Raw genomic sequence first — 26,258 nt, 5'->3', positions numbered from 1 at the left:
AGGAGGAGCCGCAGGCGGTGTTGATCGGTGAGGTGGCGCGACGGTCCGGGGTCAGCGCGCGCATGCTCAGGCACTACGACGCGCTCGGCCTGGTGCGGCCGACGGGCCGCACCAGCGGCGGCTACCGGGAGTACTCCGCCGAGGACATCCGGCGGATCTTCCACATCGAGAGCCTGCGCTCGCTGGGGCTGTCGCTGCGTGACGTCGGCCGCGCGCTCGACGATCCCGACTTCACCCCGGACGCGCTCGTCGACGACCTCATCCGCCGGACCCAGGAGCGCATCGCGGCCGAGACGGAGCTGCTGACGCGGCTGCGCCGGATCGGCGCGGCGGAGCCGGAGGGGTGGGAGGACGTCCTCCAGGCCGTCGCGCTCCTCCAGGCGCTGGGCTCGAAGAGCGCCGGGAGGCGGCAGCACGCGGCCCTGTCGTCGGTCCAGGAGGCGGCGGTGCCGGTGGAGGCGCTGGCCGAGGCGGTGCTCAGCGAGTCGAACCCGCACGTCGCGGGCGCGCTGCGCTGGGCGCTGGCGCGCTCGGGCGGCGACGGGCCGGCGCTGCTGGCCGAGGGTCTGTCCTCGCCGGCGGCCGAGGTGCGCGAGCGCGCCGTCCGGTCCCTCGCCGAGCTTCCCGGCGAGGAGGCGGCCGCGCCGCTGCGTGACGCCCTGGCGAGCCCGGACCCGGTGGTCCGCAGGCACGCGGCCCTGGCCCTGGGGCCGCGTGGGGTGGCCGACGCGGTCCCGACGCTCGTCGACATGGTCGTCGAGGGGACGAAGGACGTCGAGGCGGCCGACGCGCTGAGCGCGCTGGCGGCCGATCCCGCGCTGGCCGACCGGATCGCCACCATGCTCGCCGATCGCCTCGCCCCCGCGGGAGTCGATCCGACGGCACGCCGGCGGCTGCCTCAGGCGCTCGCCGACATCCCGGGCGCCGTGGCCTCCCGGACCCTGACGGAGCTGTCCCAGGACGGAGACCGCGCCGTCGCGCTCACCGCGTCCTACGTCCTCGGCCTGCGCGACGCCCCCTGACGGTCATCCCGCGGCGCGGACCCGGGACTTGGCCAGGTAGTACAGCCCCGTCGCCAGCCCGGTGACCAGCAGCACGAGCCCCAGCGCGATCATCACCGCGATGACCGGCCAGCGCAGCCCGTCGGGCACGTGCAGCGCCAGGAACCAGGACCGCTCGGCCGCGCCGCCGGACAGCATGAGCGCGGGGACGACGCCCTGCGCCACCAGCGGCACCCAGCACAGCGTCAGGCTGACGATCACGTACGCGCGCCGCCCGGCCGGGGCCAGGTCGAGCCCGAGCCGTTCCAGCCAGGCGTCGGGCCGCTGCGGCCGGACCCGGTGGGCCGCCGTCACCCGGGGCGGGACCAGGGGCAGGGACGGCCGGCGGCGGGCGGGCCGGGAGCCGGTGCGCAGCAGGTGGAGGAGCTCCGGCGCGGTGCGGCCCAGGACGGCCGCGGCGACCCGGCCGAGCAGCCAGGCCAGCGCCGCGCCGCTCACCACGCCCACCACGGGTCCCGCCCACACGGGACCGAAGCGTACGGCGAAGAAGGCGGGCACGGCACAGGCCGCGGTGAGGATCAGCACCAGCAGCACCTGGGTGAAGTCGGTGCCGTTGTCCAGCAGGTTGCCGCCGCGCCGGTGCGGGTCGGCCATCGGCACCGGGCGCAGCACCGAGACGAGCACGGTCACGCCGGCGCCGCCGCCCAGCAGCGCGGGGACGAGCGCGGCCGGCCACGGCCACAGCGCGTACTGCCCGGAGAGCGCCGTGAAGGCGATCGTCAGGACGAGGGTGGGCGGCGCGGCGACCAGCAGCCAGCCGAGCTGGCGGCCCCGGACGTCGTGCCGGGCGGCGCCGGGAATCATCAGCTTGCCCCACAGCTCGGTGCCGTCCTCGCCGTAGAGGTTGGCCGACACGGCGGCCGTCCACAGCGCGAACAGCAGCCCGGTCCACGGCAGGAAGACGGGCGCGCCGACGGCCAGCGGCAGCAGGCAGAACACCATCGCGTAGCCGAGCGCGAAGCACGCGAGGTGGAAGCGCAGCAGGTCACGGGTCCAGGTGCGCAGCTCGCGGGCGGCGACGGCGGTGACCGGGCCGCGTACCCACCGGTCGGCGGAGGCGCGCACGGGCCGCCCGCTCGCCCGGCGCGTGGTCAGCCGGCGGCGCAGCAGCACCGACCAGCCGGCCAGGCAGGCGACGCCGAGCGCCGCCAGTCCGGCGAGGGCCGCGGCCGTGGTGAGCCAGTCGCCGCGCCCGGCCGCCCGGACGGCGGTCAGGCCCCACCCGGACGGCAGGGCATGCACCCAGGCGGAGAACGCCGGGGGGAACCCGGTGCGCAGCGCCTCCCCCACCAGCGGCGACAGCACCCAGCCCGAGTGCGTCCCGGCCAGGAGGGCGGCGCTGACGAACCCGGCCAGCGCCGCTCCGGTGCGCGACCGCATGACCTGGCCGAGCAGCGCGGTGACCAGCTTGGACGCCAGGACCGTGCCGCCGAGCTGCAGCACGGCGGCGAGCACGCCGACGGCGACGGCCGCCGGGCCGAGCCCGGCCGTGACGCCCGCGACCACGAGCGCGGCGAGCGCCACCAGCGTGACCACGGGGGCGACGCCGACGAACGCGGTCGCGGCCAGCCCCGTCGCCAGCGCGCGGTGCGTGAACGAGTGCAGCGCGAAGTGCTCCGGGCGCAGCGTCTCGTCGCCGCCGCCGAACAGCGCCGGGCCCAGCAGCCAGCCCGCCGTCCACACGGCCAGCGCGGCGGCGACGAGGTCGAACCGCAGCTCGGCGACGGGGTAGTGCTGTCCGGCCAGCAGCAGGACGCCCGCGGCCAGCGCGAGCCCCACCAGCCCGCCGGTGATCATCTGGGCCGCGCGCGGGCCGGTCATGGAGTTGCGCAGGACGGCCAGCTTCATCCGGATCAGGACGCCAGCCACGCCAGCTCCCCCACCTCAGGCAGCTGGCCGCCGACCAGGCTGACGAACCGCTCCTCCAGGCTCAGACCGCCGCGCACCGCCGCCAGCGGCCCGGCGGCCACGACCCGGCCGGACGCGATCACGGCCACGTGGTCGCAGAGCTGCTCCACCACGGCCATGACGTGGCTGGACAGCACGACCGTCCCGCCGCCCTCGACGTAGCGGCGCAGGATGACCTTGATCGTCGCCGCCGAGACGGGGTCGACCGCCTCCAGCGGCTCGTCCAGCACCAGCAGCCTCGGCGCGTGCAGCAGCGCGGTGGCCAGGCCGATCTTCTTGCGCATGCCGGTCGAGTACTCCATCACCAGCGTGCGGCCGGCGCCGTCCAGGTCCAGGACGGCCAGCAGCTCGTCCGCGCGCCGGTCGACGTCGGCGCGGTCCATGCCGCGCAGCAGCCCGGTGAAGCGCAGCAGCTCGCGGCCGGTCAGCCGTTCGGGCAGGGCGAGCCCGTCGGGCAGGACGCCGATGAGGCGCTTGGCGGCGGGCGCGTCGGCCCACACGTCGACGCCGAAGATCTCGGCGCGGCCCGCGTCCGGCCGCAGCAGGCCGATCGCCATGGACAAGGAGGTGGTCTTGCCCGCCCCGTTGGGCCCGACGAGGCCGAAGAACGACCCGTCGGGCACCTCCAGGTCGAGGGCGTCGACCGCGCGCTTGGGCCCGAACGTCTTGGACAGGCCGGCGAGCCGCAGCGCCGGCGGATGGCCACGCATGACTTCCCCTTCAAGCTCTGAACGGCACGTGTCGTACCGTTTCGAGGGCAAGTGTGCGGGCGGCGTTCCGCTCGTGTCAATACGGCACGTGCCGTGCCATCCACCGTGGTCAGCGGTTGCGCAGCTCCGCCGCCACCGCGCGTTCGCGCAGCCGCTCGGCCTCCGCCCGGGACGCCTCCAGCTCGGCCCGCAGATCTTCCAGCCGCGCCCGCTCCAGCCGCAGGTCGAGCAGCACCTGGTCGCGCTCGCGCCCGGCCGCCGCCGTCTCCTCCCGGGCGCGCTCGCTCTCCCGCCGCGCCCGCTCGGCCTCCTCGGCGGCCTGTACGGCCTGCGCCCGGGCCTCCTCGGTACGCGCCTGGGCCGCCTCGACGCGCTCGGCCAGCTCCTGAACGGCCTGATCCCTGGCCCGCTCGACCAGCTCGACGTGCCGCGCCGCCTCCTCGGCCCGCCGCTCGGCCGCCTCCGCGCGCCGCCCCGCCTCCTCGGCGGCCTGCAACGCCTGCCGCTCGGTGCTGGCCGCCTCCCGCAGCGCGGCGAGCGCCTGCTCCCTGGCCCGTTCGGCGTCGGCCAGCGCGGTGTCACGCTCGGCCTCGGCCTCCTCCAGCCGCACCCGCATGTCGGCCGTCTGCCGCCGGGCGTGCTCGGTGGCCTCGCGGGCCAGTCGTACCTGCTCGAATGCCTGCTCGCGCTCGGTGCGCGCGATCGCCACCCGCGTGTAGGCCTCCGCCTGCACGGCGCTGAGCCGGGCCTCGACCCCGGCGGGGCTCAGCTCCTCGGCCAGCGCCCGCGCCAGCGGCTCGATGGCCGCCGCGAGCCCGCTCTCCATCCGCTCGTAGAGCTGCTCGGCCCTGGCCAGCGCCCCTTCCAGGCCCGGCGTGGCCCGCCGCAGCTCCCGCTCGCGCTTGGCCGTGGCCTGGCAGTCGCGGCCCGGACAGTATTCCTTGGGCCGGCCCCGGCCCCGCTTCTGCTCGATCGCCGCTCCGCACTGCTTGCACGGGGTCACGGTGACGGCGTCGTCCGGGGCGGTCATTGGCGCACTCTAGCATTTCTGTTTTCCAGAAATTGAAATTCAGAAATTAGGTCACACGACGGCTTGACTCTCACGTGACGTGAGTCCGTACGGTCACCGGCATGGCGAAGAAGAAGATGACGTCCCCCCTCACCGCCGAGGAGAAGCGTGAGGTCTGGGGCGAGTGGGCCGACCGGGAAGAGGAGTACCTGGACGAGGTCGAGCAGCGGTGGGGCGACTCCGAGGCGTACGCGCAGTCGGCGAAGCGGGTCGCGACCTACGGCAAGGAGGACTGGGAGCGGATCAAGAGCGACAACGCGGCGATCGAGGCGCGCATCCGGGAGCTGATGGACGCGGGCGCCGACCCGGCCGGCGAGGCGGCCATGGACGTGGCCGAGGCGCAGCGGCAGCACATCTCCCGCTGGTTCTACGACACCACGCACGACTTCCACGTGCTGAAGGGCGAGCTGTACGTGGACGACCCGCGCTTCCGGGCGGGCATCGAGGCCGGCACGCGGCCGGGCGCGGCCGAGTGGCTGCGCGAGGCGATCCGCGCCAACGCCGAGCGGTTCAGCCGCGCGTGACGCCGCCGACGACCGTGGTCACCATCCGGTGCACGGCGTCCGGCTCGGGCCGGGCGCCGGTGCGGTCGGCGTAGAGCAGGTGGCCGGCGCCGATCAGCGTGGCGCCGAGCGTGTCGACGTCGGCGTCGGCGGCGACGCGGCCCAGCTCGCGTTCGGCGGCGAGGTAGGCGGCCAGCATGGTCGCGGCCTCCGTCAGGACCGGGATGCCGACGGGCCACGTCTCGCGCAGCCGGGCGCGCAGTTCGTCGCGGAAGACGACGAGCGCGACGATCGCCACCGCGACCGACTCGAACAGGGCCGACAGCGCGGCCGTGAGGTTGCCGGCGACGGTCCCGGTGCCCGCGGCCTCGCGCAGGGCGGTGATCTGCGGGGCCATCCGGTGGACGCGGTCGAGCACGAACTCGGCGAGGAAGGCGTCGAAGTCGGCGAAGTGCCGGTGCAGGACGCCCTTGGCGCAGCCCGCCTCGGTGGTCACCGCCCGGCTGGTCAGCGCGTTGGGCCCGTCGCGGAGCAGGATGCGCTCGGCCGCGTCGAACAGCTGATCGCGCACGTCGCGAATGGCCACACCGGTCGGCATCGTGCGTCCCCCTTGTTGAGTGGGCGGTTGCCCACTATGGTGGGCGCATGCCCACTATACCGTTGGGGGCCTCCGAGCCCCATCATGCCCGGCAGGTCGCCGAGGGGTTCGGCGCGGACGCGACCCTCTACGACCGGACCCGCCCCCGCTATCCCGGCGCCCTGATCGAGCGGATCGTCGCGAGCAGTCCCGGAGCCGACCTGCTCGACGTCGGCAGCGGGACCGGGATCGAGGCCCGGCAGTTCCAGGAGGCGGGCTGCCGCGTGCTCGGCGTCGAGCCCGACGAGCGGATGGCCGCCTTCGCCCGCCGCACCGGGGTCGAGACCGAGGTGGCGGCCTTCGAGACCTGGGACCGCGCCGGCCGGACCTTCGACGCGGTCGTCTCCGGGCAGGCCTGGCACTGGGTGGACCCGGTCGCGGGCGCCGCCAGGGCCGCGGAGGCGCTGCGGCCCGGCGGCCGGCTGGCGCTGTTCTGGAACGCGTTCCAGCCCCCGGCCGACTTCGCGGAAGCCTGCGCGGAGGTCTACCGCAGGGTGCTGCCCGAGCTGCCGATCTTCAGCCGTACGGTGCCCGACGTGGAGACGTACACCGCGCTGCTGGACAGAGCCGAGGACGGCATCCGGAAGGCGGACGCGTTCGACGAGCCGGAGCGGTGGCGCTTCGACTGGGAACGGCGCTACACCCGGGACGAGTGGCTGGAACAGATTCCGACGTTCGGCGGCCACAACCAGCTACCGCCCGGCAAGCTCCGCGACGTCCTGGCGGGCGTCGGCGCCGCCGTCGACGCCTTGGGAGGCGCCTTCACGATGGGGTACGCCGCGGTCGTGGTCGCCGCGCGGCGTCGCCCGTGACGTGAACGGCTATCCGGCCCTCTCCCGCAGCCGGGCGGCCTGGCGGGTCAGGTGGTCGCGCTCGGCCGGGTTCGGCGCCTCCCCGGCGGCCTCCGCGTAGAGCCGTGCCGCCGTCACCAGGTCGCCCGCCCGCTCGTGCAGATACGCGGCGGCGGCGGTGTGGCGCGGCAGGGCCGGGTCCAGCTCCGCCAGGGCCGCCAGCCCTGCCCGGGGGCCGTCGGCCTCGCCCAGGGCGACCGCCCGGTTGAGCCGCGCCACCGGGCTGCCGGTGAGCCGCACGAGCTCGTCGTACCACTCGACGATCTGCACCCAGTCGGTCTCCTCGGCCTTCCTGGCGTCGGCGTGCAGCGCGGCGATGGCCGCCTGGGCCTGGAACTCGCCCAGGCGGTCGCGGGCCAGCGCCGCCTGGAGGATGTCGACGCCCTCGGCGATCAGGCGGGTGTCCCACAGGCCGCGGTCCTGCTCGGCGAGCGGCACCAGGCTGCCGTCGGCGGCCGTGCGCGCCGGGCGCCGCGCGTGGTGCAGCAGCATGAGCGCGAGCAGCCCCGCGACCTCCTCGTGACTGGTCATGGCCGCGAGCCGGCGGGTGAGCCGGATCGCCTCGGCGGCCAGGTCGACGTCACCCGAGTAGCCCTCGTTGAACACCAGGTAGAGCACCCGCAGCACGGTCGCGAGGTCGCCCGGCCGGTCGAACCGGACCCCTGAGACGATCCGCTTGGCCCGGCTGATCCGCTGGGCCATCGTCGCCTCCGGCACCAGGTACGCCTGGGCGATCTGCCGCGTCGTCAGGCCGCCCACCGCGCGCAGCGTGAGCGCCACCGCCGAGGCGGGCGTCAGCGACGGGTGCGCGCACAGGAAGTAGAGCTGGAGCGTGTCGTCCACCGCCGGGCCGGGGACCGGCGGCGGCTCCTCCTCGACCCGGGCTTCGCGGTGCCGCCGGGAGGCGTCGGCTCGGGCGGCGTCGAGGAACCGGCGCCACGCCACGGTGATCAGCCAGCCCTTGGGGTCGCGCGGCGGGTCGTCCGGCCACACGCGCACGGCCTCGGCCAGCGCCTCCTGGACGGCGTCCTCGGCCCCGGCGAAGTCGGCTCCGCGACGGACGAGGACGCCGATCACCTCGGGGGTGAGGATCCGCAGCAGGGAGTTGTCCACCACCCGTCACTCCGCGTCGGCCGGCGCGTCGCTCAGCAGCGGGCGGACCTCCAGCCACTCGCGGACCGGCTCGCCGCCCGCGCCCGGGGCCGCCGACAGCTCGGCGGCCAGGTCGAGCGCCCGGTCGTAGCTCTCGACGTCGATGAGCATCCAGCCGGCGATCAGGTCCTTGGTCTCGGCGAACGGGCCGTCGGTGACCGGCGGCCGGCCCTCCCCGTCGTAGCGGACGAACGTGCCCTCCGGCGAGAGCGCCCGGCTGTCGACGTACTCGCCGGACTCCACCAGCCGGTCGGCGAAGTCCCGCATGTACTGCACGTGGGCCGCCAGCTCCTCCGGCGTCCACCGGTCCATCGGCACGTCGTTGACCGCGGCCGGCGCGCCCCGGTAGTGCTTGAGCAGCAGGTACTTGGCCATCGTGTTCTCCTTCAGGCGGGCGGCCTCAAGGTGCGCCGAGGTCGCCCGTGGGTCCATGAGTTCCTTCCCCATCGGTGTCATCCTGCCCTCGATCGCCGCCCGCCGTACGGGACGCCCTCGACCTCAGCGCGTGAGCGACCGCTCGTGCTCCTCCTCGTCCAGGGGAACCTTCTCTCCGCCGTACGCGAGCGACATCCGGGCGCGCAGCCGGCCGAGCGGGCCGCGCAGCCGGGCGGGCGGGACCTCGGAGGCGGCGGGGGCGGCGTCGGCGAGCATCGGCACGGGCTCCTTGCCGCGCAGGTGCGCCTCCATGTCCTCGGCCAGCGGCGCGTGCACCTCGGTGAACGCGCCGCCGGGCAGCCGCTTGACCACGCCGGTCGGCAGGCCGTGCCCGACGAGCTCGGCGTCGGAGCGCTGCAGGCCCAGGCAGATCCGGTACGTGATGATGTACGCGAGCACGGGTCCGGCGATCACCAGCACGCGACCGGCGTAGGTGGTGGTGTTCAGGCTGATGTGGAAGGTGGCGGAGAGTTCGTCGTTGGCCCCCAGCAGCCACAGCACGCCGTAGAAGACGACGGTGGTCATGCCGATCGCGGTGCGGTGCGGGTTGTTGCGCGGCCGGTCGAGGACGTGGTGCTCGCGCTGGTCGCCGGTGATCCAGCGTTCCAGGAACGGGTAGAGCACCATGCCCGTGAGCACGAGGCCGAGCGGCACCAGCGCCGGGACGACGACGCTCAGCGGCACCGTGCCCGCCTGGCCGGTGCCGAACAGGTTGACCTCCCAGGCGGGCATCAGGCGCAGCGCGCCCTCCAGGAAGCCCAGGTAGAAGTCGGGCTGGGAGCCGGCCGAGATGTCGGCCGGGGTGTAGGGCCCGTACAGCCACACGGGGTTGATCTGCGCGAAGCTGGCGAGCCCGGCCACCGAGCCGAGCGTGAACAGGAAGAACGCGCCGGTCTTGGCCATGAACGACGGGTAGAGCGGGGCGCCCACGACGTTCTTGCGGGTGCGGCCCTTGCCCGGCATCTGCGTGTGCTTCTGCACCCACATCAGCACCAGGTGCACCGAGACGAGCGCCAGCAGGATGCCCGGGATGAGCAGGATGTGCAGCGCGTAGAAGCGGGAGACGACGTCCTCGCCCGGATACTCGCCGCCGAAGAGCAGGAAGGTCGCGTACGTGCCGACCACCGGCAGCGACATGAGCACGCCCTGGGTCACCCGCAGGCCGGCGCCCGACAGCAGGTCGTCGGGGAGCGAGTAGCCCGTCAGGCCCTCCAGCAGGGCCAGCGCGAGCATCGTGACGCCGATGACCCAGGTGAGCTCGCGCGGCTTGCGGTAGGCGCCGGTGAAGAACACACGCAGCGCGTGGACCATCATGCCGCCGATGAACAGCAGGGCGGACCAGTGGTGGATCTGCCGGATGAGCAGCCCGCCGCGCACCTCGAAGCTGATCTTCAGAGTGGAGGCGTACGCCTCCGACATCTGCACGCCCTTCAGCGGGGCGTACACGCCGTCGTAGACCACGTGGCTCATGCTCGGCTTGAACCAGAACGTCAGGAACGTGCCGGTGAGCAGCAGGATGACGAAGGAGTAGAGCGCGATCTCGCCCAGCAGGAAGGACCAGTGGTCAGGGAAGATCTTGCGCAGGTTGCGGTTCAGGAAGCGGGCCGCTCCCAGGCGTTCGTCGAGGAACGACGATGTCCGGGCGACGCCGCCGGGGACCGTTTCCATGCGTGCTACTTCCTTTCTGTCCACGTTCACCACTAAGACGCCGCAGGGCCAGGAAATGTGACATCGGCGACGTCGCACGGGGTGCACCCCGATGTCACAATCGGCGCGCCTGCGGCGTCTTATGGGCGACTGACGCACGTTCGAGACACGGCGAGGTGAGCCATGGCGATCCCTTCACACACCGGCCCCGGCTCGTGGCACATCGTCCTGGAGGCGACCGAGGCGAAGCTGACGGCGCGCGGCCTGAAGGGGCCCCGGCTCCTGTTCGCGCCCACGCGCCTCGACGGCGCCTTCTACCTGCGGCCCGACGCCGCCCTGGCGGGCTTCGCGCTGGAGCTGCCCCTGACCTCGCACCGGGCCGAGCCGCCGGTGCTGCGCTGGGAGTCGGCCGAGCTCGACCGCGACGGGCACGCCTGGCTGCGCTTCGGCAGCCAGGCGGTGCGCTCCCCCGTCACGGTCATGTGCGCGGAGATCCCCGGTGAGCGGCCCTACGTGAAGATCGTCCTGGAGACCGTGTTCTCCTCGCGGAACCTGCGGCTGCCCGCCTGGTTCCTGCCGCGGACGGTCACGCTGCGGCTGTTCACCGAGCTCCGCCCCTGGTGACCGGGGGCGGTCCTCACCACGAGATCGGGCCGAGCCGGTCGCTGAAGGTCCCGGTCGGCCCGTCCGCGCCGATCGTCGCGAGCCTGACGATCGAGTCGGTGCCCTCGGTGACGGTCAGCGTCCCGGTGTGGTGGTTCATGTCGGTGGCGGCGTAGGTGCGGTTCACGACCTCGCCGGGCGTGATGGCGTTGAACTTGATCTCCGGGAGCGCCTGCGCGTAACGGACGGTGAGCATGTTCAGCGCGGCCTTGGACGAGGCGTAGGCGAGCTCGTGCATCGACGCGGAGGGCTGGTCCGGGTCGGTGATCACCGCGAAGGAGCCGGCGCCGCTCGACACCATCACCACCCGCGGGCACTCGGCCTCGCGCAGCAGGGGCAGGAACGCGTGCGTGACCCTGACCGGCCCGTACACGTTCGTGTCGTAGACGGCGTGGATCTCCTCCGCCGTCGCGTTGGCGGGCGGGACGCCCCTGCCGGACGCGCCGGCGTTGTTGATCAGCACGTCCAGCCGGTCGGTGTGCTCCCGGACGAGCGTGACGGCGGCGGCCACCGACTCCTCCGACGTCACGTCCAGCGGCACCAGGACCACGCGTGCGCCGCCCGCGGCCAGCTTGCCGGCCGCCTCCCGCCCCCGGCCCTCGTCACGCGAGCCGAGAAAGATCGTCCACCCCAGCTCGCCGAGCCGCCGGGCGGCCTCCAGGCCCAGCCCCTTGTTGCCCCCGGTGATCAGCGCCGACGTCGTACGGACTGCCATGTCCACTCCCCATGTCATGTGCGGGTCGTTCATTCGGTCGGCCATGAAGATGCCGGTGACCCGGCCTTTGTGACGTCGAGATGTCACAGATTCAGGGGAAGTGGCATCTTGTGCACGAAACCGATGGCGCACGACCAGTCAGGAGCACTCATGTCCAGCGGCGCGGATCCCGCCACCGAGGCGTTCGTCGCCCACCGCAACCTGCTGTTCACGGTCGCGTACGAGATGCTCGGCTCCGCCGCCGACGCCGAGGACGTGCTGCAGGAGACCTGGATGCGCTGGGCGGGCGTCGACCTCGGGGTCGTGCAGGACCCGCGCGCCTACCTGGTCAAGATCACCACCCGGCAGGCGCTGATGCGGCTGCGCGCCCTGGGCCGGCGCAAGGAGTCCTACGTCGGGCCGTGGCTGCCCGAGCCGTTGCTGACCGCGCCCGACGTGGCCGAGGACGTCGAGCTGGCCGACAGCGTGTCGATGGCGATGCTGCTGGTGCTGGAGACGCTCACGCCGACCGAACGGGCGGTGTTCGTGCTGCGCGAGGTGTTCGACCTGGGCTACGACGAGATCGCCGACGCCGTGGGCAAGAACGCGGCCGCCGTCCGCCAGATCGCCCATCGGGCCCGCTCCCACGTCGCCGCCCGACGCCCGCGCGGCGACGCCTCCCCCGCCGAGATCCGGGGCGCGCTGGAGGCGTTCCGGCGCGCGGTCGAGACGGGCGACCTGCAGGGGCTGCTCGACATCCTCGCCCCCGACGTCGTCGTCCTGAGCGACGGCGGCGGCGTCAAGCAGGCGCTGCTGCGGCCCGTGCGCGGCGCCGAGCGGGTCGTCCGCGTCTTCGCCACCGGCCTGAAGAGGTTCGGCGCCGCGATGTCGCTCGAACCGGCGCAGGTCAACGGCGGCCCCGCGATGCTGATCCGGCTCGACGGCGAGCTCGACGGCGTCCTGGCCGTGCGGGTCGAGCACGGCCTGGTCACCGGCCTGTACTACGTGCGCAACCCCGAGAAGCTGTCGCGCGTGACGAGCGAGACCGCCATCCACCTGTGACCCGCGCGCGGGCTAGCGGTTGTAGAGCCGCCGCGCCAGCAGGTAGCCGGTCAGCGCGATGACCGCGCTCCACACCGCCGCCTGCGCCAGGCTCGTCCCCGGCGCGCGCCCGTCCAGCAGCGCGCGCAGGGACTCGATCACCGGCGTGAACGGCTGGTTCTCGGCGAACCAGCGCAGCCCGGCCGGCATCGACTCCGGCGGGACGAAGCCGCTGCCCAGGAACGGCAGCATCATCAGCGGCATCGGCAGGTTGCTGGCCGTGGCGACGCTCTTGGACATCAGCGCGAGCGCCACCGCCAGCCAGGTGATCGCGAAGGTGAACATCGCCAGCACCGCGGCCACGCCGAGCCAGTCCAGCACCGAGGCGGCCGGGCGGAAGCCGATCAGCAGCGCCGCCAGCAGCACCACCGCCATCGCGATGGACGTCTGCACCATCGCGCCGAGCACGTGCCCGGTCAGGACCGAGACCCGGGCGATGGCCATCGTCTTGAACCTGGCGATGATGCCCTCGGTCATGTCGGTGGCCACCGAGATCGCGGTCCCCTGCGCGGCCGCCGCGACCGTCATGATCAAGATGCCGGGGGTGAGGTAGCCGGTGTAGGCGGCCCGGTCGCCGCCGATGCCCACGCCCATCGTCCCGCCCAGGACGAAGACGAACAGCAGCAGGAACACCACGGGCACGGCCGCGAACGTGATGATCAGCGTCGGGTAGCGCCAGATGTGCTTGACCTGGCGGCGCAGCATCGTGACCGAGTCGATGACCGCGTTCATCGGGCGGGCTCCTTGGTGAGGGTGAGGAAGACGTCGTCCAGGTCCGGGCTGTGCACGGTCAGCTCGGCGACCTCGACGGCCTGACCGTCCAGCCAGTCGAGCAGCTTCTTCAGCGTCCTGACGCCGCCCTCGTTGGGGATCTGGGCGGTCAGCGTCGCGTCGTTGCGCGAGGTGGCGCCCAGGTGCGGGACCACCCTGCGGTAGCCGTCGGCGTCGGCGAAACGCACGACCACGCGACCGCCCGGCACCAGCCGCTTGAGCTCGTCCGGGGTGCCCTCGGCGACCAGCCCGCCCTGGCTGAGCAGGGCGATGCGGCCGGCCAGCTCGTCGGCCTCCTCCAGGTACTGCGTGGTCAGGAAGATGGTGACGCCGTCCTGCTCGACCAGGTCGCGGACGATCTGCCACATCGTGCGGCGGCTGCGCGGGTCCAGGCCGGTGGTCGGCTCGTCGAGGAAGATGAGCCGGGGCGTGCCGACCATCGTCATCGCCAGGTCGAGCCTGCGCCGCATGCCGCCCGAGTAGGTGGCCGCCGGCTTGCCCGCGGCCTCCGTGAGGTCGAAGCGCTTCAGCAGGTCGCGGGCGCGGGCCCGGCCCCGGGCGCGGCCGAGGTGGAGCAGGTCGGCCATGAGCCGCAGGTTCTCCTCGCCGGTGAGGAAGCCGTCCACGGCCGAGAACTGGCCGGTGACGCCGATCGCGGCACGCACCTTGTCGGGCTCCGCGGCCAGGTCGTGCCCGGCCACCCGGATCTCGCCCGCGTCGGCCTTGATCAGCGTGGACAGGATCTGCACCGTGGTGGTCTTGCCCGCGCCGTTGGGGCCGAGCAGGGAGAAGATCGTGCCCTGCGGGATGGTGAGGTCGATGCCGTCCAGGACGCGGTGCGGCCCGTACGCCTTGCGCAGCCCGGTCACCGAGATGGCGGCGTCCGCCACCGCGCTCACCTCCGGTCCCAGGTGACGGGCAGGCTGATGACGCCCTGCACCTGCGTGGGGTCGGTGCGCGTCCGCACCTCGTGCTCCGGCACGGCCAGGCGCAGGCCCGGGAAGCGGGCGAGCAGCGCGGGGAAGGCGACGCGCATCTCGACGCGGGCGAGCTGCTGGCCGAGGCACTGGTGCACGCCGTGGCCGAACGCCAGGTGCCCGGCGGTGGCGCGGCGCAGGTCGAGCAGGTCGGGGTCGGGGAACTTGGCCGGGTCCCGGTTGGCGACGTCGAGCGCGACGACGACCGTGTCGCCCGCCTTGAGCTGGACGCCGTCGAGCTCGACGTCCTCCCGCACGCCGCGCATGCCGAGGGCGGCGATGGACAGGTAGCGCAGCAGCTCCTCGACGGCGCCGCCGATCAGGCCGGGGTCGGCGCGCAGGGCGGCGAGCTGCGCGGGGTTGCGCAGCAGGGCGTAGGTGCCGAGCGCGAGCATGTTGGCGGTGGTGTCGAGCCCGGCGCTGAGCAGGAAGGCGGCCACGCCGCCGAGCTCGTCGTCGTCCAGCTCGCCGCCCTGCGCCAGGTCGCTGAGCAGGTCGTCGGTCGGCTGGGCGCGCTTGGCGAGCGCGAGCTCCCGCAGGTACACGCCGAGCTCGGCGAACGCGGTGTACTGGGCCTCGGCGGCCTCCGCCGTCCCGGCGTCGGCGAGCGTCCGCGTCTGGTCCTGGAACCGGTCGCGGTCCTCGTACGGGACGCCGAGCAGCTCGCAGATCATGAGCGCGGGGACGGGCCGGGCGAAGACGTCGAGCAGGTCGGCGGGCGGCCCCTGCCGTTCCATGACGTCGAGCCGCTCGCGGGTGATCTCGGTGACCCGTTCGGTGAGCAGGTTCATCCGGCGGACGGTGAACCGGCCCGTGAGCAGCTTGCGGAAGCGGGTGTGCTCGGGGGCGTCCATGCCGGTCAGGTCGCCGACGGGGGCCGGCGGCAGGTGCCCGCCCATCAGCGGGTGGTACAGGGTCTCGTAGCGGGAGCTGAAGCGCGGGTCGGCGAGGATCTGCCGGACCGCCCCGTAGCCGGTGGCCAGCCAGACGCCGGGCGCGTCCTCGGGCGTGGCCAGGCGGGCGATCGGCCGTTCGGCGCGCAGGGCGGTGAGCGCTGGGGCGGGATCGAAGGGGCAGCCGGGCGCGCGGTCCAGCGACGGGGCGACCGGCTCATCGCGATAGTACGTGTTCGACATACGTTGAAAGCTACGTTGCGTTCGGAAAAACTGTCAATCAATCGAATTGTGTTTCCGCACGTCAGAGCCGCGAAACTGGTGCAATGACGATGGACGCGAACGCACCGGCTTGTTGCAATGGATGGTGGCGAACGCAATACTGACGGCATGCCTGGAGGACGCTTGACCCAGCGGGACCGGCAGCGCATCTCGGCCGGGCTCGCCCAAGGGCTGCCCTATGCCGAGATCGCCCGGCGGCTCGACCGGCCGACCTCGACGATCAGCCGGGAGATCGCCCGCAACGGCGGTCCCGCCGCCTACCGGCCCGAGCAGGCCCACCGGGCGACCGAGCGGCGGGCCCGCCGCGGCCCCCACGCCGCTCCCCGGTCCGCCGGATCGGCCGCCGGCGACGCCGGCCGGGCCGCCGAGGCCGAGGACACCGTCGTCGAGATGGCGGTCGCGATGGGGCTGCCCAGGATGATGGCCCGCGTCCTCATCGCCCTGTGGCTGAGCGACGAGGGCAGGCTCACCTCGGCCGGGCTGTCCGACCGGCTCAAGGTCAGCCCCGCCTCGGTCTCCCTGGCCGTCGGCTACCTGGTCCAGCAGGGGCTGATCAGGCGCGAGCGCGACCCGCAACGCCGCCGCGACGTCTACGTGGTCGACGACGACGCCTGGTACCAGGCGATCGTGACCAGCGCGTGGCAGACGCTCCACGCGGCGGAGACCGCCAAGCAGGCGGGCGAGAGCTTCGGCCCCGAGACTCCCGTCGGCCGTCGCCTCGCCCACGGCGGCGCCTTCCTGGAGCGGATCAGCCTCGACGTCCTGGAGTCCGCCGAACGCTGGCGCCACCTGCTGCCGTGACCCGCGCCTGGACAGGTCCGGCCCTAGGCGCGTTCCTTGCCGAACGTGACCTCGGGGTGTCGCGGCGACGGCCCGTCCAGCAGCGGCTGCCGCGTGCCCCTCAGGTGCTGGTCGAGGAAGGCCGCCACGTACGTGCGGGTGAGCTCCACGGCGCGCCCCGCCGCCATGATCCCGGCGGCGGGTTTGACGCCGAAGGCGGCCGTCAGCACCGGCCCGTCGGTGAACGACTGGTGCTCCGCGCCGGCCACGACGAGCCGGCGCTTCCATCCGGTCAGCAGCTTCCAGTCCCGGTCCCACGAGCCGTCGCCGCCGCCGGGCCCGTGCTGCGGGGTGCCGACGAACATGAACGGCCGCGCGAGCCCGCCCCGGGGGATCCTGGCGTAGGTGCTGCCGTCCAGGTCGATCCCGGCGCGCACCCGGGGGTCCGTCACCATGGCCGCCAGCGCGGCGGCCCCGCCGATCGACTGGCCCGCCATCGCGATCCTGCCCGGATCGACCAGCCCGGTGTCCGCCAGCCGGTCCAGGACGAACGACACGTCGGCCGCCCGGCCGCGCACCACGCGGGCGCCGAAGCCGGGGTCGGTGTCGCTGTCGCAGGCCAGGCACTCCGCGACCGTCCCGTCCCGCCACGTGGTCGCGTAGCTCTCGTGGGTGTGGTCGATCCCCGCCACCGCGTACCCCCGGCTGGCCAGGTCCTCGGCCAGCGACGTGAGCAGGCTGACCGGCTTGGTGAAGCCGGGCGACAGCACCACCAGCGGCAGCTCGCGCCCCGCCGGCTCGGCGTCCTTGACCGCGTGCGTCCGCGTCCGGCTCAGCAGGTCGTACGGGACGCCCGCGATCCGGCCGCCCTTCAGGTTGAGCTCCGACTCCTTCGGCGTCATGTACGGGGCCCGCTCCCCGTCCCGCCGCTCGGCCGGGTACCACAGCGTGACCTTGAGCCGCCGGGTCCGGGCGTCGGGGTCCCAGGGGTCGGGGCGGGAGTCGTCCTCCACGTACATGGTCCTGGTGCCGACGCGGTGCGGGCCGGTGGGGGCGGGCAGCGTGGCGGGACCGGCCGGCGGGGCCGGGGCGGCGGCCGTCCGGGGCGGGGCGGGCGCGCCGCACGCGGTCGCCAGCGCGACGACGGCGAGCGCCGCCAGGATCGCTCTCATGAGGCCTCCCTCAGCAGGCGCAGGCCCTGCGCCAGCGCGGGATCGCGCCCGGCGGCGGCGTCGCGCGGGGTCAGGGGCGCGTAGTAGTCGGGCGGCACGCCGATCCGGTCGATCACCTCGCGGCGCGGCCCGAGATGGCGCTTGCCCGGCAGGCTCAGCGTGGTGTGGTTGCCGAGCCGGTACGCCTGCGCCGGGCCGGAGATCACCCCGGCGGTCCTGGTGCCGACCAGCCGCCCCGCGCCCAGGGCCTTGACGGCGGAGCTGAAGTGCTCGCACGCCGAGGCGCAGCTGCGGTCGACGAGCACGACCAGCGGCAGGCCGACCAGCTCGACGGTGTCGTCGGTGCGCGACGTCTCGCACCGGCCGTCGCCCGCGCACTGGTAGGCGGTGACCTGGCCGTGCGCGAACGCGCTCACCAGCCGCACCGCCTCGTCCGGGCTGCCGCCGCCGTTGCCGCGCAGGTCCAGCACGACACCGGCGAGCGTCCGGCCCGCGCGCAGCCGCGCGATCGCCCTGAGCGCCCGGTTCGCCGAGTCGGGCGCGAACCCGGCCACCCGTACGTAGGCGACGTCGTCGTCCACCAGCCTCGACCGCACCACCTGCAGCTCGTCCAGGTCCCGCTGGTAGAGGCCGGGTCTGAGCGTCACGCTCCAGCGGCGGCCGGTGCTCTCCCGCAGCAGGCTCAGCCGGACCGGCCGGGCCCGGGGGTAGGGCTCGTACAGGGCGGCGATCGCGGCCGTGGCCTTCCCGCCGATGAACGGGGCCGATCCGTCGATCGACTCGATCACGTCGCCGGGCCGCAGCCCGGCGGCCCGCGCCGCGCCGCCGTGCACGGCCGTGACGAACAGCGGGGGCACGGCGGCGGCGGGGTTGCCGTGCACCTGCGGGCCGTCGGCGCTCGCCTGGAGGCCCAGGCCGTAGCCGTCGCCGTCGTAGTGGCCCGGCGGCCGGGCGAGGCCGTGCGTCCAGCGGGCGTGGTTGTCGCCGAGGCTCGCCACGATGGCCTCCAGGGTGACGACGGCCGGCTGGTCGCCCAGCCCGGGGACCTGGCCGGTGATCTTCCGGAAGGCGGTCTCGAACGCGGCCCAGTCGGCCTTCCGGTCGCCGGTCAGCGCGGGCATCGTGGCTTCGGGCAGGTCGCGGCCGTGGCGGTCGAGCTCCCGCGTCAGCGCGGCGAACCCGGCGGTCAGCAGCGAGCGGGCGTCCAGGGCGGCGCCGCCGTAGTAGGAGCCGAGGATGCAGAAGTACGCCTGCTCGATGACGTCGATCGTGGTGGCCGTCTCGGCGGCGGGCGGGCCCGCGGGGCGCTCGCAGGCGGTCCCGGCCGCTGTGCCGCCCGTGCCGCCCTGGCCGCGCGGCGGCGCGGGCGCCGTGCACGCGGTGGCGGCCAGGAGCAGGGCGAGCCCGGCGGCCGCTGTCCTGGCCGTCATGACAGGCGCCTCCGCACCCACCGGAAGGACAACCCCGTCAGGGCGGCGGTGAGCAGCGCGTAGATGCCGGTCTCCATCCACTGCAGGGCCCAGAAGCGGTCGAGCGGCTGGTAGGTGGCCCGCTGCCGGTAGCCGAGCCGGCTGAGCTCGGCCAGGCAGGCCTCCGGGCCCTGCCGCGCCTGCTGTGTCCCGCAGGGCCCGGACGTGACGGAGACGCCGTGGACGACCGCCTCGTCACCGCTCGCGGCCAGCGTGCGGCCCGAACCGTCGATGAGCTCGCTCGACAGCACCCACGCCCCCGTGTGCCCGGGGATCGCCTGGGTCAGGGTCACCGTGGTCAGCCCGTCGCGGCGCACGCCGAACATGTCGACGTTCTCCTGGGCGAGGTCGAACGTCGAGGTGACGGGCGGCATCAGGTGCGGCCTGACCAGCAGCGGCATGGCGACCTGGACCGCGGTGAAGACGAGCAGCGTGAGCGCCATCGCGGGCAGCGTCCGCTTGACGAGCATGCCGATGCTCACGCCGAGGACGAAGGCGAAGGCCGCGAACCCGAGCGGAAGGATGCCGCGCGCGCTGAACACCAGCGGGTCCATGAGCGCGAAGCCCTCCGGCGCCGACTGGTCGAGCGGGCCCGACCACCAGGTGACCGCGAGCCCGCTGACCCCGGCGGCGGCGGCCGCGACCAGGCCGGTGAGGGCCAGCTTGACCGCCAGCCAGCGCCTGCGGGTGATGCCCTGGTTCCACACCAGCAGGTGGGTGCCGGCCTCCAGCTCGCGGGTGATCAGCGGCGCCCCCCAGAAGAGGCCGACGAGAGCGGGCAGGATCAGGACCACGAGGGTGCCGGCCAGGAACGGCATCCGGTACGCGTCGAAGAACCGGTCGTAGAAGTGCAGGCACTCCGCGCCGGGCGCGCAGGCGGCGAGCCCGGCCGCGTAGTCGGCGGCCAGCCGCGAGCCGGTCGGCGCCAGGACGGCGGCGAGCGCCACGAGCAGGGCGGACGTCATCAGGGCCGCGCCGCGGAACTGCCGCCAGGTGAGCCAGATCATCGCCGCACCTCCAGGGCGGGCCGCGGGTCGGCGGCGGTGGAATCGTCCATGTACGCCAGGACCAGGTCCTCCAGCGTGAGCCGGCTGACCGTCCACGCCGGGTCGAGGATCGGCTGGTCGGTGCGGACGACGTACGTGCTCTGCCGGTCGGTGTGCCGGGCGGAGACGACGTGCTGGTCGGCGGGCAGCGTGCCGGGGTCGCGGCGCGGGCCGGTGAGGCGGTGGTGGGTGGCCAGCAGCCGCTCGGCCTCCCCCGCGATCCGGACCCGGGAGTCGACCAGCACGATCAGGTAGTCGCACGTCCGTTCCAGGTCGGAGACCAGGTGGGAGGAGAGCACGACGCTGAGCTCGTGCTCGACCGTCGCCTCCATCAGCCCTTGCAGGAACTCGCGGCGGGCCAGCGGGTCGAGCGAGGCGACCGGTTCGTCCAGGATCAGCAGCTCGGGCCGCTTGGCCAGGCCGAGGGTGAGGGCGAGCTGGGCGCGCTGGCCGCCGGACAGCCGGCCGGCGCGCTGGGCGGGGTCGAGGCCGAGCCGGGCGATCCGCTCGCGCGCCATCGCGGCGTCCCAGCCGGTGTTGAGCCGGGCGCCCAGCCGCAGGTGCTCGGCGACGCTCAGCCCGGCGTAGACGGGGGTGTCCTGGGCGACGAAGCCGACCTTGGCCAGTTGCGCGGGCCCGGCGGCGGGCCGGCCGCCCAGCACCGAGAGCCCGCCGGTCGTCGGCTGAAGCTGGCCGCCGGCCAGCTTCAGCAGCGTGGTCTTGCCGGCTCCGTTGGGCCCGACCAGCCCGACGACGTGCCCGTCGGGGATGTCGATGGTGCACTCGCGTAACGCCCAGCGTCTGCCGTATCGCTTGCCCAGCCCGCGGGCCTCCAAGACGGAACTCACGCGATGTCCTCCTGTGCGGCGGTCCTGAATGTGGTCATGAAGAGGGCCTCGATGCTCTCGTCGTCGAGCCCGGCCCGGCGCGCCTTGGCCAGCCAGTGCCGCAGCTCCAGCCGCAGCGGGCCGTGCGCGGCCAGCGACGTGCCGGCGAGCGTCGCCGTCACGAACGTCCCGACGCCCGGCCGGGCGGCGACCAGGCCCTCGTGCTCGAGCTCCCGGTACGCCTTGAGGACGGTGTTGGCGTTGATCGCCAACTGCGCCACGACCTCCTTGAGGGTCGGGAGCTGGTCGCCCTCGTGGAGCAGCCCCAGCCGGAGCGCGTGCCGTACCTGCTGGACGATCTGCTGGTAGGGCGCGAGGCCGGACTTGGCGTCCAGGTAGAACTCGATCACCACTTCTCCATTTATCTAGTGTTCTAGGACATTAGATAGTTGCAGATATGGCCAGGGTTAACTACTCCGTAAGCGCGCACGACCTGCACAGGACCCGCACACAGGCTGCGCGGCGCCCGCAAACCCGTCTGCTTTGATGACGCCGTGCCCGAGGGGACAAGGAGCCGAACCGTCATGCGTCATCCCACAGAACACCTGCCCCGGCGCGCCGTCCGGGCCGTCCTGCGCAGCCCCCTGGCCGCCGCGCTCGCCGTCGCCGTCGTCCTGGCGGGCGCGGGCACGGCCGCCGCCAACGACTGGGTGCCGATCTTCCGGACCGAGCGGATCGAGCCGGTCGGCGTCGGCGCCGCCGACCTCGTCGCCCTGCCCGACCTGAGCGCGTACGGCGACGTCGTCGTGACCGGCGGCGACGGGCCGCGCGAGGTCCCGGACGCGGCGGCCGCCAAGGCGCGCACCGGGCTCGACGTGCCCGTGGTGCGCACGCTGCCGCGCGGCGTCGCCGGCGAGCCCGTCCACCAGGTCGTGGACGAGATGACCGCGACGTTCACGTTCTCCGCGGACCGGGCCGGCAAGGCCGCCGCCGAGGCCGGGCAGCCGCTGCCGCCGCCCCCGCCGGGGCTGGACGGGCAGCGGGTGCGCCTGGTCGCCGGGCCCGGCGTGGCCGGGATCTGGTCGCAGCCCGCCGGGGTGCCCGCCCTCGTCGTCGGCCGCGCCGTCGCGCCCCGCGCGCTGTCGTCCGGCGTCCCGTACGCGAGCGTGCGCGACTACCTGCTGACGCTGCCCGGCCTGCCGGACGAGGCCGCCGCGCTGCTGCGCGCGTTCGGCTCGGAGCGGGGCTCCCTGCCGCTGCCCGTGCCGGCCGGGCGGTTCACCACCTCCCGGGCGAACGTGCACGGGGTGCCGGCCACGGTGATCGCCACCCGCGACCGGACGCTGGCGGCCGTCGTGTGGGTGGACGGCGGCGTGGTGACCGCCGTGGCGGGCGCGCTGGACGCCGCCGAGGTGCTGGCGGTCGCCCGGGACCTCCGATGACCGGCGGCACGCCGCCGAGCCCGCCCGCCGTACGGTGCTCGGGCCTGCGCAGGCGCTACGGCAGGCGGCCCGCCGTCGAGGACGTGTCGCTGGAGGTGGGCCGCGGCGAGGTGGTCGGGCTGCTCGGCCCGAACGGCGCCGGCAAGTCCACGGTGATCAAGATGCTGCTCGGCCTGGTCCGCCCCGACGCGGGCGAGGCGGCGCTGCTCGGCCGGCCCGCGGGCGATCCCGCCTCCCGCGCCCGCGTCGGCTACCTGCCGGAGCTCTTCCGCTACCAGCCCTGGCTGAGCGCGGCCGAGGTGCTGGCCCTCCACGTCAGGCTGGCGGGCGTCACCGTGCCCGCGCCGGAGCGGCACGAGTGCCTGTCCCTCGTCGGGCTGGGCGAGCGCGCCGCCGACCGCGTGGGCGGCTTCTCCAAGGGGATGCAGCAGCGGCTCGGCCTGGCGGTCGCCCTGGTGGCCCGGCCCGAGCTGGTGATCCTGGACGAGCCGACCAGCGCGCTGGACCCGCTCGGCCGCGCCGACGTGCGCGACATCGTCCTGGCGCTGAAGGCGCGCGGCGTCGCCGTGCTGCTCAACTCGCACCTCATCGGCGAGGTCGAACGGGTCTGCGACCGTGTCGTCATCCTCGACCGGGGCCGGGTCGCCGCGTCCGGGACCCTCGGCGAGCTGCTCGGGCGGCGCGAGCTGCGGCTGCGCCTGACGGACCTCTCCCCCGAGGCGCAGGCGCGGCTGGCCGCGACCGGGGACGTGCGGCGGGACGGCGACGGGTTCACCGTGGCGCTGCCGGCCGGCGACGACGAGGCGGCCGTCCCCGAGCTGGTGCGCGACCTGGTCGCGCTCGGCGTGCGCGTGCACGCGGTCGAGCCGGCGCGCATCAGCCTGGAGGAGCGCCTGCTCGGCATCCTGCGGGCCGGTCAGGAGGACGCCGCATGACGGTCCTCACCGTCGCCGCGCTCACCCTGCGCGAAGCCTCCCGGCGGCGCGCGCTGCTGGCCGTCGTCGTGCTCACGGCCGCGCTGCTCCTGCTGAGCGGCTGGGGGTTCTCCCGGCTCGCGGCGGAGAGCGGCCTCGGCACGCTCACCAGCGGCCAGGCCAGGCTGGCGGCCTCCCAGCTGCTCAACCTGGTGATGTTCGGCCTCAGCCTGATCGCGGCGCTCGGCACCGCCTTCCTCGCCGGGCCCACGCTGTCGGGCGAGACCGAGTCGGGCATCGCGCTCGCGGTGCTGGCCCGGCCGGTCCGCCGCTCGGCGGTGCTGCTGGGCAAGTGGCTGGGGCTGGCCGCGTTCGGCAGCGGCTTCGTCGTGCTCGCCGGGCTGGCGCAGTGCCTCGTCGTCCTGGCGACGGTCGGCTACTGGCCGCCGCGACCGGCGACCGCCCTGGCGCTGCTCGCCGGGCAGACGGTCGTGCTGCTCACGCTGGGCCTGCTGCTGGCCACGGTCGTCTCGCCGATGGCCTCCGGCGTCGTCGCGGTGGGGCTGTTCGGCGCCACCTGGGTCGCCGGGGTGGTGGGCGGCATCGGCCAGGCGCTCGGCAACGACGGCGTCGCGCGCGTCGGCGCCATCTCGCGGATGCTGCTGCCCACCGACGGGCTGTGGCGCGGCGCCATGCACGCCTTGCAGGACCCGGTCGTCCTGGCGCGGTTCGGCGCCGAGTTCGACGGCTTCCCGTTCCTGGGCGAGGCGCCGCTCACGCCCGCCTACCTCGGGTGGGCGGCGGCGTGGGTGGCGATGATGTGGGCGCTCACCGCGGTGTCCTTCCAGCACAGGGATCTGTGACTGGTACGGGCCTTCGCCCCGCTTTTGCGATCGGACGGTGGAGATCCTCCCGTACGTGCTCGCGGCCGGAGGCCTCACCGTGGTCGTCATCGGCCTCCTCGGCCTGACCGAGCGGCTACCCCGCAACGGCGACGCCCGACCGTCCCGCTAGCCGGGGCCGGGCATGCGCAGCGCGATCATGGCGACGTCGTCCTGCCCGGAGACCGGCATGCGGCTCAGCACCTCGTCGCAGAACTGCTCCAGCGGCGCCCGCGCCAGCTCGCCCGCGTGCTCGCTCAGCCGGGCCAGGCCGTCGTCGAGGTTCTCCCCCGGCCGCTCCACCAGGCCGTCGGTGTAGAGGAGCAGCGTCGCCCCCGGCGGCAGCGGCTCGCGCGCCGAGACGTACTCGCGGGGGTAGGGCACGCCGAGCAGGGGATTGGCCCCCGCCGTCAGGAAACGCCCCTCGCCCGCGTACGTGACCAGCAGCGGCGGCGGGTGGCCGGCGACCGCGTAGTTGAGCCGGTGGCCGCCGTCGTGCGGCTCGATCCTGGCCAGCACGCAGGTCGCCGTCTCGTCGCCGTACAGCGTCTCGGTCGCCATGTTGAGCCGGGACAGGATCTCCCCCGGCGGCTCGCGCCGGTCGACCACCATGCCGCGCAGCATGTTGCGGAGCTGGCCCATCGCCACGGCGGCGCGCAGGTCGTGCCCGGCCACGTCGCCGATGGCGAGCACGGTCGCGCCGTCCGGCAGCACGAACGAGTCGTACCAGTCGCCGCCCACCTCGGCGGCGGCCAGGCTGGGCCGGTAGCGGGCGGTGATCAGCAGGCCGGGCACGCGCGGCGGGTCCGCGAGCAGGCTGTGCTGCAGGGCGAAGGCGATCTGGCGGGTCCGCTGGAAGTGCATGACGTTCTGCAGCGCGTCGTGGGCCTGCTCGAAGATCTGCCGCAGCAGGTCGATCCCGGCCCGGCCGATCGGCGGGCGGTCGCCGCAGGTCGCCGCGGTGACCACGGCGGCGACCGTGCCGTTGACCGACACCGGCAGGATCGCCAGGCTGTTGGCGCGGCTGAGCTCCAGCCAGGTCCGGGTGCCCGCCGGGCCGAGGTCGGGCGGCGGCGAGCCCGGCGGGAACGTCTCCAGGAACGGCCTGGCCTGGCGCACCGCGCGCACGAACCGCGCGTCGGACGGCAGCCGCTGGGCGCTGAAACGCGGCATGCGCGGCAGCCCGGGGCCCGCCGCCGTCGCCACCCGCTCGACGACCAGCGTCGTCTCCCCCGCCAGCCCCTCCGCCAGATCGGTCACCAGGTGGACGCCGCAGCCGTCGGCGAGCTCGGGCACGATGACGTCGGCCAGGGCGCCGAGCATCTCCTCCACGGACGTGCGGTTGGCCATCGCCTCGGCGGCCCGGCTCAGCAGGCGCAGGCGGCGCTGCGCCTGCCACTGCTCCTCGATGTCCGTGCAGCTCCCCACCCACTCGATCACCCGGCCGTCCTGCTTGATCGGCACGGCGCGGACCTGGAAGTGCCGGTAGCCGCCCTCCGTGGTGCGCAGCCGGTAGGTGTGCTCCCACCGGTCGGGCACCCGCTCCAGCGCGCGCTGCCACGACTGCGCCGCCTCGGCCCGGTCGTCGGGATGCAGGGCGTGCAGCCAGCCCTCGCCGCGGAACTCCTCCCACGGCTGCCCGGTCACCCGCTCCCAGCCGGGGCTCGGCTCGCTCACGCCGCCCTGGGGGCCGGTCACCCAGATGATCTGCGCGCTCACCCGTACCAGGCTCTCGTAGCGGCGCAGGATGCGGCGGCGCTCGTCGGCGATGTGCTGGATCTCGCGGGCGGAGCCGACCTGGTCGGTCACCTCCAGGCACATCACCAGGACGCCGCGCCGGTCGGCGAGCGGCCGGTCGTCGAACGTCGTCTGGGACAGGCTGAACGTGAAGAACCGCTCCTGCCCGCTCTCGGTCAGCAGGGTCGGATCGCCCGGCATGTCGGTGACGACGATCGGCTCACCGGTGTCGAAGACCTGGTCGAACAGCAGGAAGTAGTCCTTCCTGACGAGGTCGGAGAACGCCTCCCGGATCGGCACGCCGAGCGGGCGCTCGCCGAACAGCGACCGGTAGCCGCGGTTGGTGTAGAGCAGCCGGTGGTCGTGGCCGAGGGTGACGGCGATCCCGACGGGCGCGGGCTCCAGCACCTCGAAGGTCAGCCCGCTGACACCGTCGCCACCGCGCTCCCCGGCACCGCTCATGATGACTCCTCCCGATGACGCGCGAGCAGGACGTCATCACATGCTGGGCGGCGGACGGTCAGCACGAGCCGCGTGACACGCGTGACCGTACGAAGGAGTTCACCAGTCCTGGTCAAAGGCATGCCAACCGTGCGTCGCCGTCCGGCGCATATTCGTTGGCGTGGCGGCGCGGGC

26 protein-coding genes and 1 pseudogene are annotated in these 26,258 nt (G+C 74.3%); 10 read left to right on the top strand and 17 right to left on the bottom strand.

Annotated elements, in window-relative coordinates; genetic code table 11:
• Nucleotides 1–17 precede the first annotated feature (17 nt).
• Nucleotides 18–1,022: a MerR family transcriptional regulator gene (locus tag AB0J53_RS34685; protein ID WP_364180166.1), complete on the top strand. Its 1,005-nt coding sequence runs from the start codon at nt 18–20 to the stop codon at nt 1,020–1,022.
• 3 nt (nt 1,023–1,025) lie between these two features.
• Here the strand turns inward: AB0J53_RS34685 and AB0J53_RS34680 are convergent, their stop codons facing one another.
• From AB0J53_RS34680 to AB0J53_RS34670, 3 genes are all read right to left on the bottom strand, one after another.
• Nucleotides 1,026–2,930 (bottom strand): hypothetical protein, encoded by a 1,905-nt coding sequence (locus AB0J53_RS34680; RefSeq protein WP_364180164.1) that lies wholly within the window; start codon nt 2,928–2,930, stop codon nt 1,026–1,028.
• Nucleotides 2,915–3,679, bottom strand: coding sequence for an ABC transporter ATP-binding protein (locus AB0J53_RS34675; RefSeq protein ID WP_357587994.1), 765 nt, complete (start codon nt 3,677–3,679; stop codon nt 2,915–2,917). The genes AB0J53_RS34680 and AB0J53_RS34675 overlap by 16 nt, the downstream gene beginning before the upstream one ends.
• A 109-nt stretch (nt 3,680–3,788) precedes the next feature.
• Nucleotides 3,789–4,709, bottom strand: a complete 921-nt coding sequence (locus AB0J53_RS34670; protein ID WP_219507669.1) for a hypothetical protein — start codon at nt 4,707–4,709, stop codon at nt 3,789–3,791.
• A gap of 101 nt (nt 4,710–4,810) precedes the next feature.
• Here AB0J53_RS34670 and AB0J53_RS34665 point away from each other — a divergent pair, with 101 nt between their 5' ends.
• A complete protein-coding gene (locus AB0J53_RS34665; protein ID WP_357587992.1) occupies nt 4,811–5,272 on the top strand; it encodes a TipAS antibiotic-recognition domain-containing protein in 462 nt (153 codons plus the stop codon).
• Here the strand turns inward: AB0J53_RS34665 and AB0J53_RS34660 are convergent.
• On the bottom strand, nt 5,259–5,849 hold the full coding sequence (locus AB0J53_RS34660; protein WP_219507666.1) for a TetR/AcrR family transcriptional regulator: 591 nt from the start codon (nt 5,847–5,849) through the stop codon (nt 5,259–5,261). The genes AB0J53_RS34665 and AB0J53_RS34660 overlap by 14 nt on opposite strands.
• A 47-nt stretch (nt 5,850–5,896) precedes the next feature.
• On the opposite strand from AB0J53_RS34660, the gene AB0J53_RS34655 reads away from it, so the two are divergent.
• On the top strand, nt 5,897–6,700 hold the full coding sequence (locus AB0J53_RS34655) for a class I SAM-dependent methyltransferase (protein ID WP_364180157.1): 804 nt from the start codon (nt 5,897–5,899) through the stop codon (nt 6,698–6,700).
• 9 nt (nt 6,701–6,709) lie between these two features.
• Here the strand turns inward: AB0J53_RS34655 and AB0J53_RS34650 are convergent, their stop codons facing one another.
• The 3 genes from AB0J53_RS34650 to AB0J53_RS34640 form a co-directional block, all read right to left on the bottom strand.
• Nucleotides 6,710–7,852 carry a DUF6596 domain-containing protein gene (locus tag AB0J53_RS34650; RefSeq protein WP_364180220.1) on the bottom strand — a complete coding sequence of 381 codons (1,143 nt, stop codon included), beginning with the start codon at nt 7,850–7,852 and terminating at the stop codon, nt 6,710–6,712.
• A gap of 6 nt (nt 7,853–7,858) precedes the next feature.
• Nucleotides 7,859–8,266 carry a YciI family protein gene (locus AB0J53_RS34645; RefSeq protein WP_364180218.1) on the bottom strand — a complete coding sequence of 136 codons (408 nt, stop codon included), beginning with the start codon at nt 8,264–8,266 and terminating at the stop codon, nt 7,859–7,861.
• 123 nt (nt 8,267–8,389) lie between these two features.
• Nucleotides 8,390–9,994: a ubiquinol-cytochrome c reductase cytochrome b subunit gene (locus tag AB0J53_RS34640; protein WP_364180155.1), complete on the bottom strand. Its 1,605-nt coding sequence runs from the start codon at nt 9,992–9,994 to the stop codon at nt 8,390–8,392.
• A gap of 162 nt (nt 9,995–10,156) precedes the next feature.
• Here AB0J53_RS34640 and AB0J53_RS34635 point away from each other — a divergent pair, with 162 nt between their 5' ends.
• Nucleotides 10,157–10,597 (top strand): hypothetical protein, encoded by a 441-nt coding sequence (locus tag AB0J53_RS34635; RefSeq protein ID WP_364180153.1) that lies wholly within the window; start codon nt 10,157–10,159, stop codon nt 10,595–10,597.
• Nucleotides 10,598–10,610: 13 nt separating this feature from the next.
• Here AB0J53_RS34635 and AB0J53_RS34630 read toward each other — a convergent pair whose 3' ends face one another.
• Complete coding sequence (locus AB0J53_RS34630) at nt 10,611–11,351, bottom strand: SDR family NAD(P)-dependent oxidoreductase (protein WP_364180151.1); 741 nt, start codon at nt 11,349–11,351, stop codon at nt 10,611–10,613.
• A gap of 150 nt (nt 11,352–11,501) precedes the next feature.
• Here AB0J53_RS34630 and AB0J53_RS34625 point away from each other — a divergent pair, with 150 nt between their 5' ends.
• Nucleotides 11,502–12,392: an RNA polymerase sigma-70 factor gene (locus AB0J53_RS34625; RefSeq protein ID WP_364180149.1), complete on the top strand. Its 891-nt coding sequence runs from the start codon at nt 11,502–11,504 to the stop codon at nt 12,390–12,392.
• A gap of 12 nt (nt 12,393–12,404) precedes the next feature.
• Here AB0J53_RS34625 and AB0J53_RS34620 read toward each other — a convergent pair whose 3' ends face one another.
• Genes AB0J53_RS34620 through AB0J53_RS34610 form a run of 3 tightly spaced genes read right to left on the bottom strand, consistent with a single transcriptional unit; the run spans nt 12,405 to nt 15,315 of the window.
• The gene (locus tag AB0J53_RS34620; protein ID WP_364180147.1) at nt 12,405–13,163 is read right to left on the bottom strand and encodes an ABC transporter permease; all 759 of its coding nucleotides are present in this window, start codon (nt 13,161–13,163) and stop codon (nt 12,405–12,407) included.
• Nucleotides 13,160–14,092: an ATP-binding cassette domain-containing protein gene (locus AB0J53_RS34615; RefSeq protein WP_364180145.1), complete on the bottom strand. Its 933-nt coding sequence runs from the start codon at nt 14,090–14,092 to the stop codon at nt 13,160–13,162. The genes AB0J53_RS34620 and AB0J53_RS34615 overlap by 4 nt, the downstream gene beginning before the upstream one ends.
• A 5-nt stretch (nt 14,093–14,097) precedes the next feature.
• Nucleotides 14,098–15,315, bottom strand: a complete 1,218-nt coding sequence (locus tag AB0J53_RS34610; RefSeq protein WP_364180143.1) for a cytochrome P450 — start codon at nt 15,313–15,315, stop codon at nt 14,098–14,100.
• A 117-nt stretch (nt 15,316–15,432) separates the two neighbouring features.
• On the opposite strand from AB0J53_RS34610, the pseudogene AB0J53_RS34605 reads away from it, so the two are divergent.
• Both AB0J53_RS34605 and AB0J53_RS34600 read left to right on the top strand, forming a co-directional pair.
• Nucleotides 15,433–15,660 (top strand): annotated as a pseudogene (locus tag AB0J53_RS34605) (helix-turn-helix domain-containing protein); the annotation flags it as partial.
• Nucleotides 15,661–15,744: 84 nt separating this feature from the next.
• Complete coding sequence (locus AB0J53_RS34600; RefSeq protein WP_364180216.1) at nt 15,745–16,155, top strand: helix-turn-helix domain-containing protein; 411 nt, start codon at nt 15,745–15,747, stop codon at nt 16,153–16,155.
• A 23-nt stretch (nt 16,156–16,178) separates the two neighbouring features.
• Here the strand turns inward: AB0J53_RS34600 and AB0J53_RS34595 are convergent, their stop codons facing one another.
• From AB0J53_RS34595 to AB0J53_RS34575, 5 genes are read right to left on the bottom strand one after another with little or no spacing between them, the layout of a single operon-like run.
• Nucleotides 16,179–17,306, bottom strand: coding sequence for an alpha/beta hydrolase (locus AB0J53_RS34595; RefSeq protein ID WP_364180141.1), 1,128 nt, complete (start codon nt 17,304–17,306; stop codon nt 16,179–16,181).
• Complete coding sequence (locus AB0J53_RS34590; RefSeq protein WP_364180139.1) at nt 17,303–18,736, bottom strand: S41 family peptidase; 1,434 nt, start codon at nt 18,734–18,736, stop codon at nt 17,303–17,305. Before AB0J53_RS34590 ends, AB0J53_RS34595 begins: the two co-directional genes overlap by 4 nt.
• The gene (locus AB0J53_RS34585) at nt 18,733–19,782 is read right to left on the bottom strand and encodes an ABC transporter permease (protein ID WP_364180137.1); all 1,050 of its coding nucleotides are present in this window, start codon (nt 19,780–19,782) and stop codon (nt 18,733–18,735) included. Before AB0J53_RS34585 ends, AB0J53_RS34590 begins: the two co-directional genes overlap by 4 nt.
• Nucleotides 19,779–20,669 (bottom strand): ABC transporter ATP-binding protein, encoded by an 891-nt coding sequence (locus AB0J53_RS34580; RefSeq protein ID WP_364180135.1) that lies wholly within the window; start codon nt 20,667–20,669, stop codon nt 19,779–19,781. Before AB0J53_RS34580 ends, AB0J53_RS34585 begins: the two co-directional genes overlap by 4 nt.
• Entirely contained in the window at nt 20,666–21,058 is a 393-nt protein-coding gene (locus tag AB0J53_RS34575; RefSeq protein ID WP_357587968.1) for a GntR family transcriptional regulator, read from the bottom strand. Before AB0J53_RS34575 ends, AB0J53_RS34580 begins: the two co-directional genes overlap by 4 nt.
• A gap of 174 nt (nt 21,059–21,232) precedes the next feature.
• Here AB0J53_RS34575 and AB0J53_RS34570 point away from each other — a divergent pair, with 174 nt between their 5' ends.
• From AB0J53_RS34570 to AB0J53_RS34560, 3 genes are read left to right on the top strand one after another with little or no spacing between them, the layout of a single operon-like run.
• Nucleotides 21,233–22,090: a hypothetical protein gene (locus AB0J53_RS34570; RefSeq protein ID WP_364180133.1), complete on the top strand. Its 858-nt coding sequence runs from the start codon at nt 21,233–21,235 to the stop codon at nt 22,088–22,090.
• A complete protein-coding gene (locus tag AB0J53_RS34565; protein WP_364180131.1) occupies nt 22,087–23,025 on the top strand; it encodes an ABC transporter ATP-binding protein in 939 nt (312 codons plus the stop codon). Before AB0J53_RS34570 ends, AB0J53_RS34565 begins: the two co-directional genes overlap by 4 nt.
• Complete coding sequence (locus tag AB0J53_RS34560; RefSeq protein WP_364180129.1) at nt 23,022–23,867, top strand: ABC transporter permease subunit; 846 nt, start codon at nt 23,022–23,024, stop codon at nt 23,865–23,867. Before AB0J53_RS34565 ends, AB0J53_RS34560 begins: the two co-directional genes overlap by 4 nt.
• Nucleotides 23,868–24,014: 147 nt before the next feature.
• Here AB0J53_RS34560 and AB0J53_RS34555 read toward each other — a convergent pair whose 3' ends face one another.
• The gene (locus AB0J53_RS34555) at nt 24,015–26,084 is read right to left on the bottom strand and encodes a SpoIIE family protein phosphatase (RefSeq protein WP_364180127.1); all 2,070 of its coding nucleotides are present in this window, start codon (nt 26,082–26,084) and stop codon (nt 24,015–24,017) included.
• Between the last annotated feature and the right edge of the window lie 174 nt (nt 26,085–26,258).

Source organism: Nonomuraea sp. NPDC049725 (genome assembly GCF_040674795.1).
Classification (GTDB): domain Bacteria; phylum Actinomycetota; class Actinomycetes; order Streptosporangiales; family Streptosporangiaceae; genus Nonomuraea; species Nonomuraea ceibae.
This window is presented reverse-complemented; position numbering and strand designations above follow the sequence as displayed.

What these genes read in the sequence shown, in the direction of transcription:
- AB0J53_RS34555 (WP_364180127.1), bottom strand. Translation starts at nt 26,084, where the DNA reads ATGAGCGGTGCCGGGGAGCGCGGTGGCGACGGTGTCAGCGGGCTGACC.
- AB0J53_RS34640 (WP_364180155.1), bottom strand. Translation starts at nt 9,994, where the DNA reads ATGGAAACGGTCCCCGGCGGCGTCGCCCGGACATCGTCGTTCCTCGAC.
- AB0J53_RS34565 (WP_364180131.1), top strand. Translation starts at nt 22,087, where the DNA reads ATGACCGGCGGCACGCCGCCGAGCCCGCCCGCCGTACGGTGCTCGGGC.
- AB0J53_RS34600 (WP_364180216.1), top strand. Translation starts at nt 15,745, where the DNA reads ATGGCGGTCGCGATGGGGCTGCCCAGGATGATGGCCCGCGTCCTCATC.
- AB0J53_RS34610 (WP_364180143.1), bottom strand. Translation starts at nt 15,315, where the DNA reads ATGTCGAACACGTACTATCGCGATGAGCCGGTCGCCCCGTCGCTGGAC.
- AB0J53_RS34590 (WP_364180139.1), bottom strand. Translation starts at nt 18,736, where the DNA reads ATGACGGCCAGGACAGCGGCCGCCGGGCTCGCCCTGCTCCTGGCCGCC.
- AB0J53_RS34675 (WP_357587994.1), bottom strand. Translation starts at nt 3,679, where the DNA reads ATGCGTGGCCATCCGCCGGCGCTGCGGCTCGCCGGCCTGTCCAAGACG.
- AB0J53_RS34620 (WP_364180147.1), bottom strand. Translation starts at nt 13,163, where the DNA reads ATGAACGCGGTCATCGACTCGGTCACGATGCTGCGCCGCCAGGTCAAG.
- AB0J53_RS34655 (WP_364180157.1), top strand. Translation starts at nt 5,897, where the DNA reads ATGCCCACTATACCGTTGGGGGCCTCCGAGCCCCATCATGCCCGGCAG.
- AB0J53_RS34585 (WP_364180137.1), bottom strand. Translation starts at nt 19,782, where the DNA reads ATGATCTGGCTCACCTGGCGGCAGTTCCGCGGCGCGGCCCTGATGACG.
- AB0J53_RS34645 (WP_364180218.1), bottom strand. Translation starts at nt 8,266, where the DNA reads ATGGCCAAGTACCTGCTGCTCAAGCACTACCGGGGCGCGCCGGCCGCG.
- AB0J53_RS34560 (WP_364180129.1), top strand. Translation starts at nt 23,022, where the DNA reads ATGACGGTCCTCACCGTCGCCGCGCTCACCCTGCGCGAAGCCTCCCGG.
- AB0J53_RS34635 (WP_364180153.1), top strand. Translation starts at nt 10,157, where the DNA reads ATGGCGATCCCTTCACACACCGGCCCCGGCTCGTGGCACATCGTCCTG.
- AB0J53_RS34630 (WP_364180151.1), bottom strand. Translation starts at nt 11,351, where the DNA reads ATGGCAGTCCGTACGACGTCGGCGCTGATCACCGGGGGCAACAAGGGG.
- AB0J53_RS34570 (WP_364180133.1), top strand. Translation starts at nt 21,233, where the DNA reads ATGCGTCATCCCACAGAACACCTGCCCCGGCGCGCCGTCCGGGCCGTC.
- AB0J53_RS34660 (WP_219507666.1), bottom strand. Translation starts at nt 5,849, where the DNA reads ATGCCGACCGGTGTGGCCATTCGCGACGTGCGCGATCAGCTGTTCGAC.
- AB0J53_RS34595 (WP_364180141.1), bottom strand. Translation starts at nt 17,306, where the DNA reads ATGAGAGCGATCCTGGCGGCGCTCGCCGTCGTCGCGCTGGCGACCGCG.
- AB0J53_RS34670 (WP_219507669.1), bottom strand. Translation starts at nt 4,709, where the DNA reads ATGACCGCCCCGGACGACGCCGTCACCGTGACCCCGTGCAAGCAGTGC.
- AB0J53_RS34665 (WP_357587992.1), top strand. Translation starts at nt 4,811, where the DNA reads ATGGCGAAGAAGAAGATGACGTCCCCCCTCACCGCCGAGGAGAAGCGT.
- AB0J53_RS34625 (WP_364180149.1), top strand. Translation starts at nt 11,502, where the DNA reads ATGTCCAGCGGCGCGGATCCCGCCACCGAGGCGTTCGTCGCCCACCGC.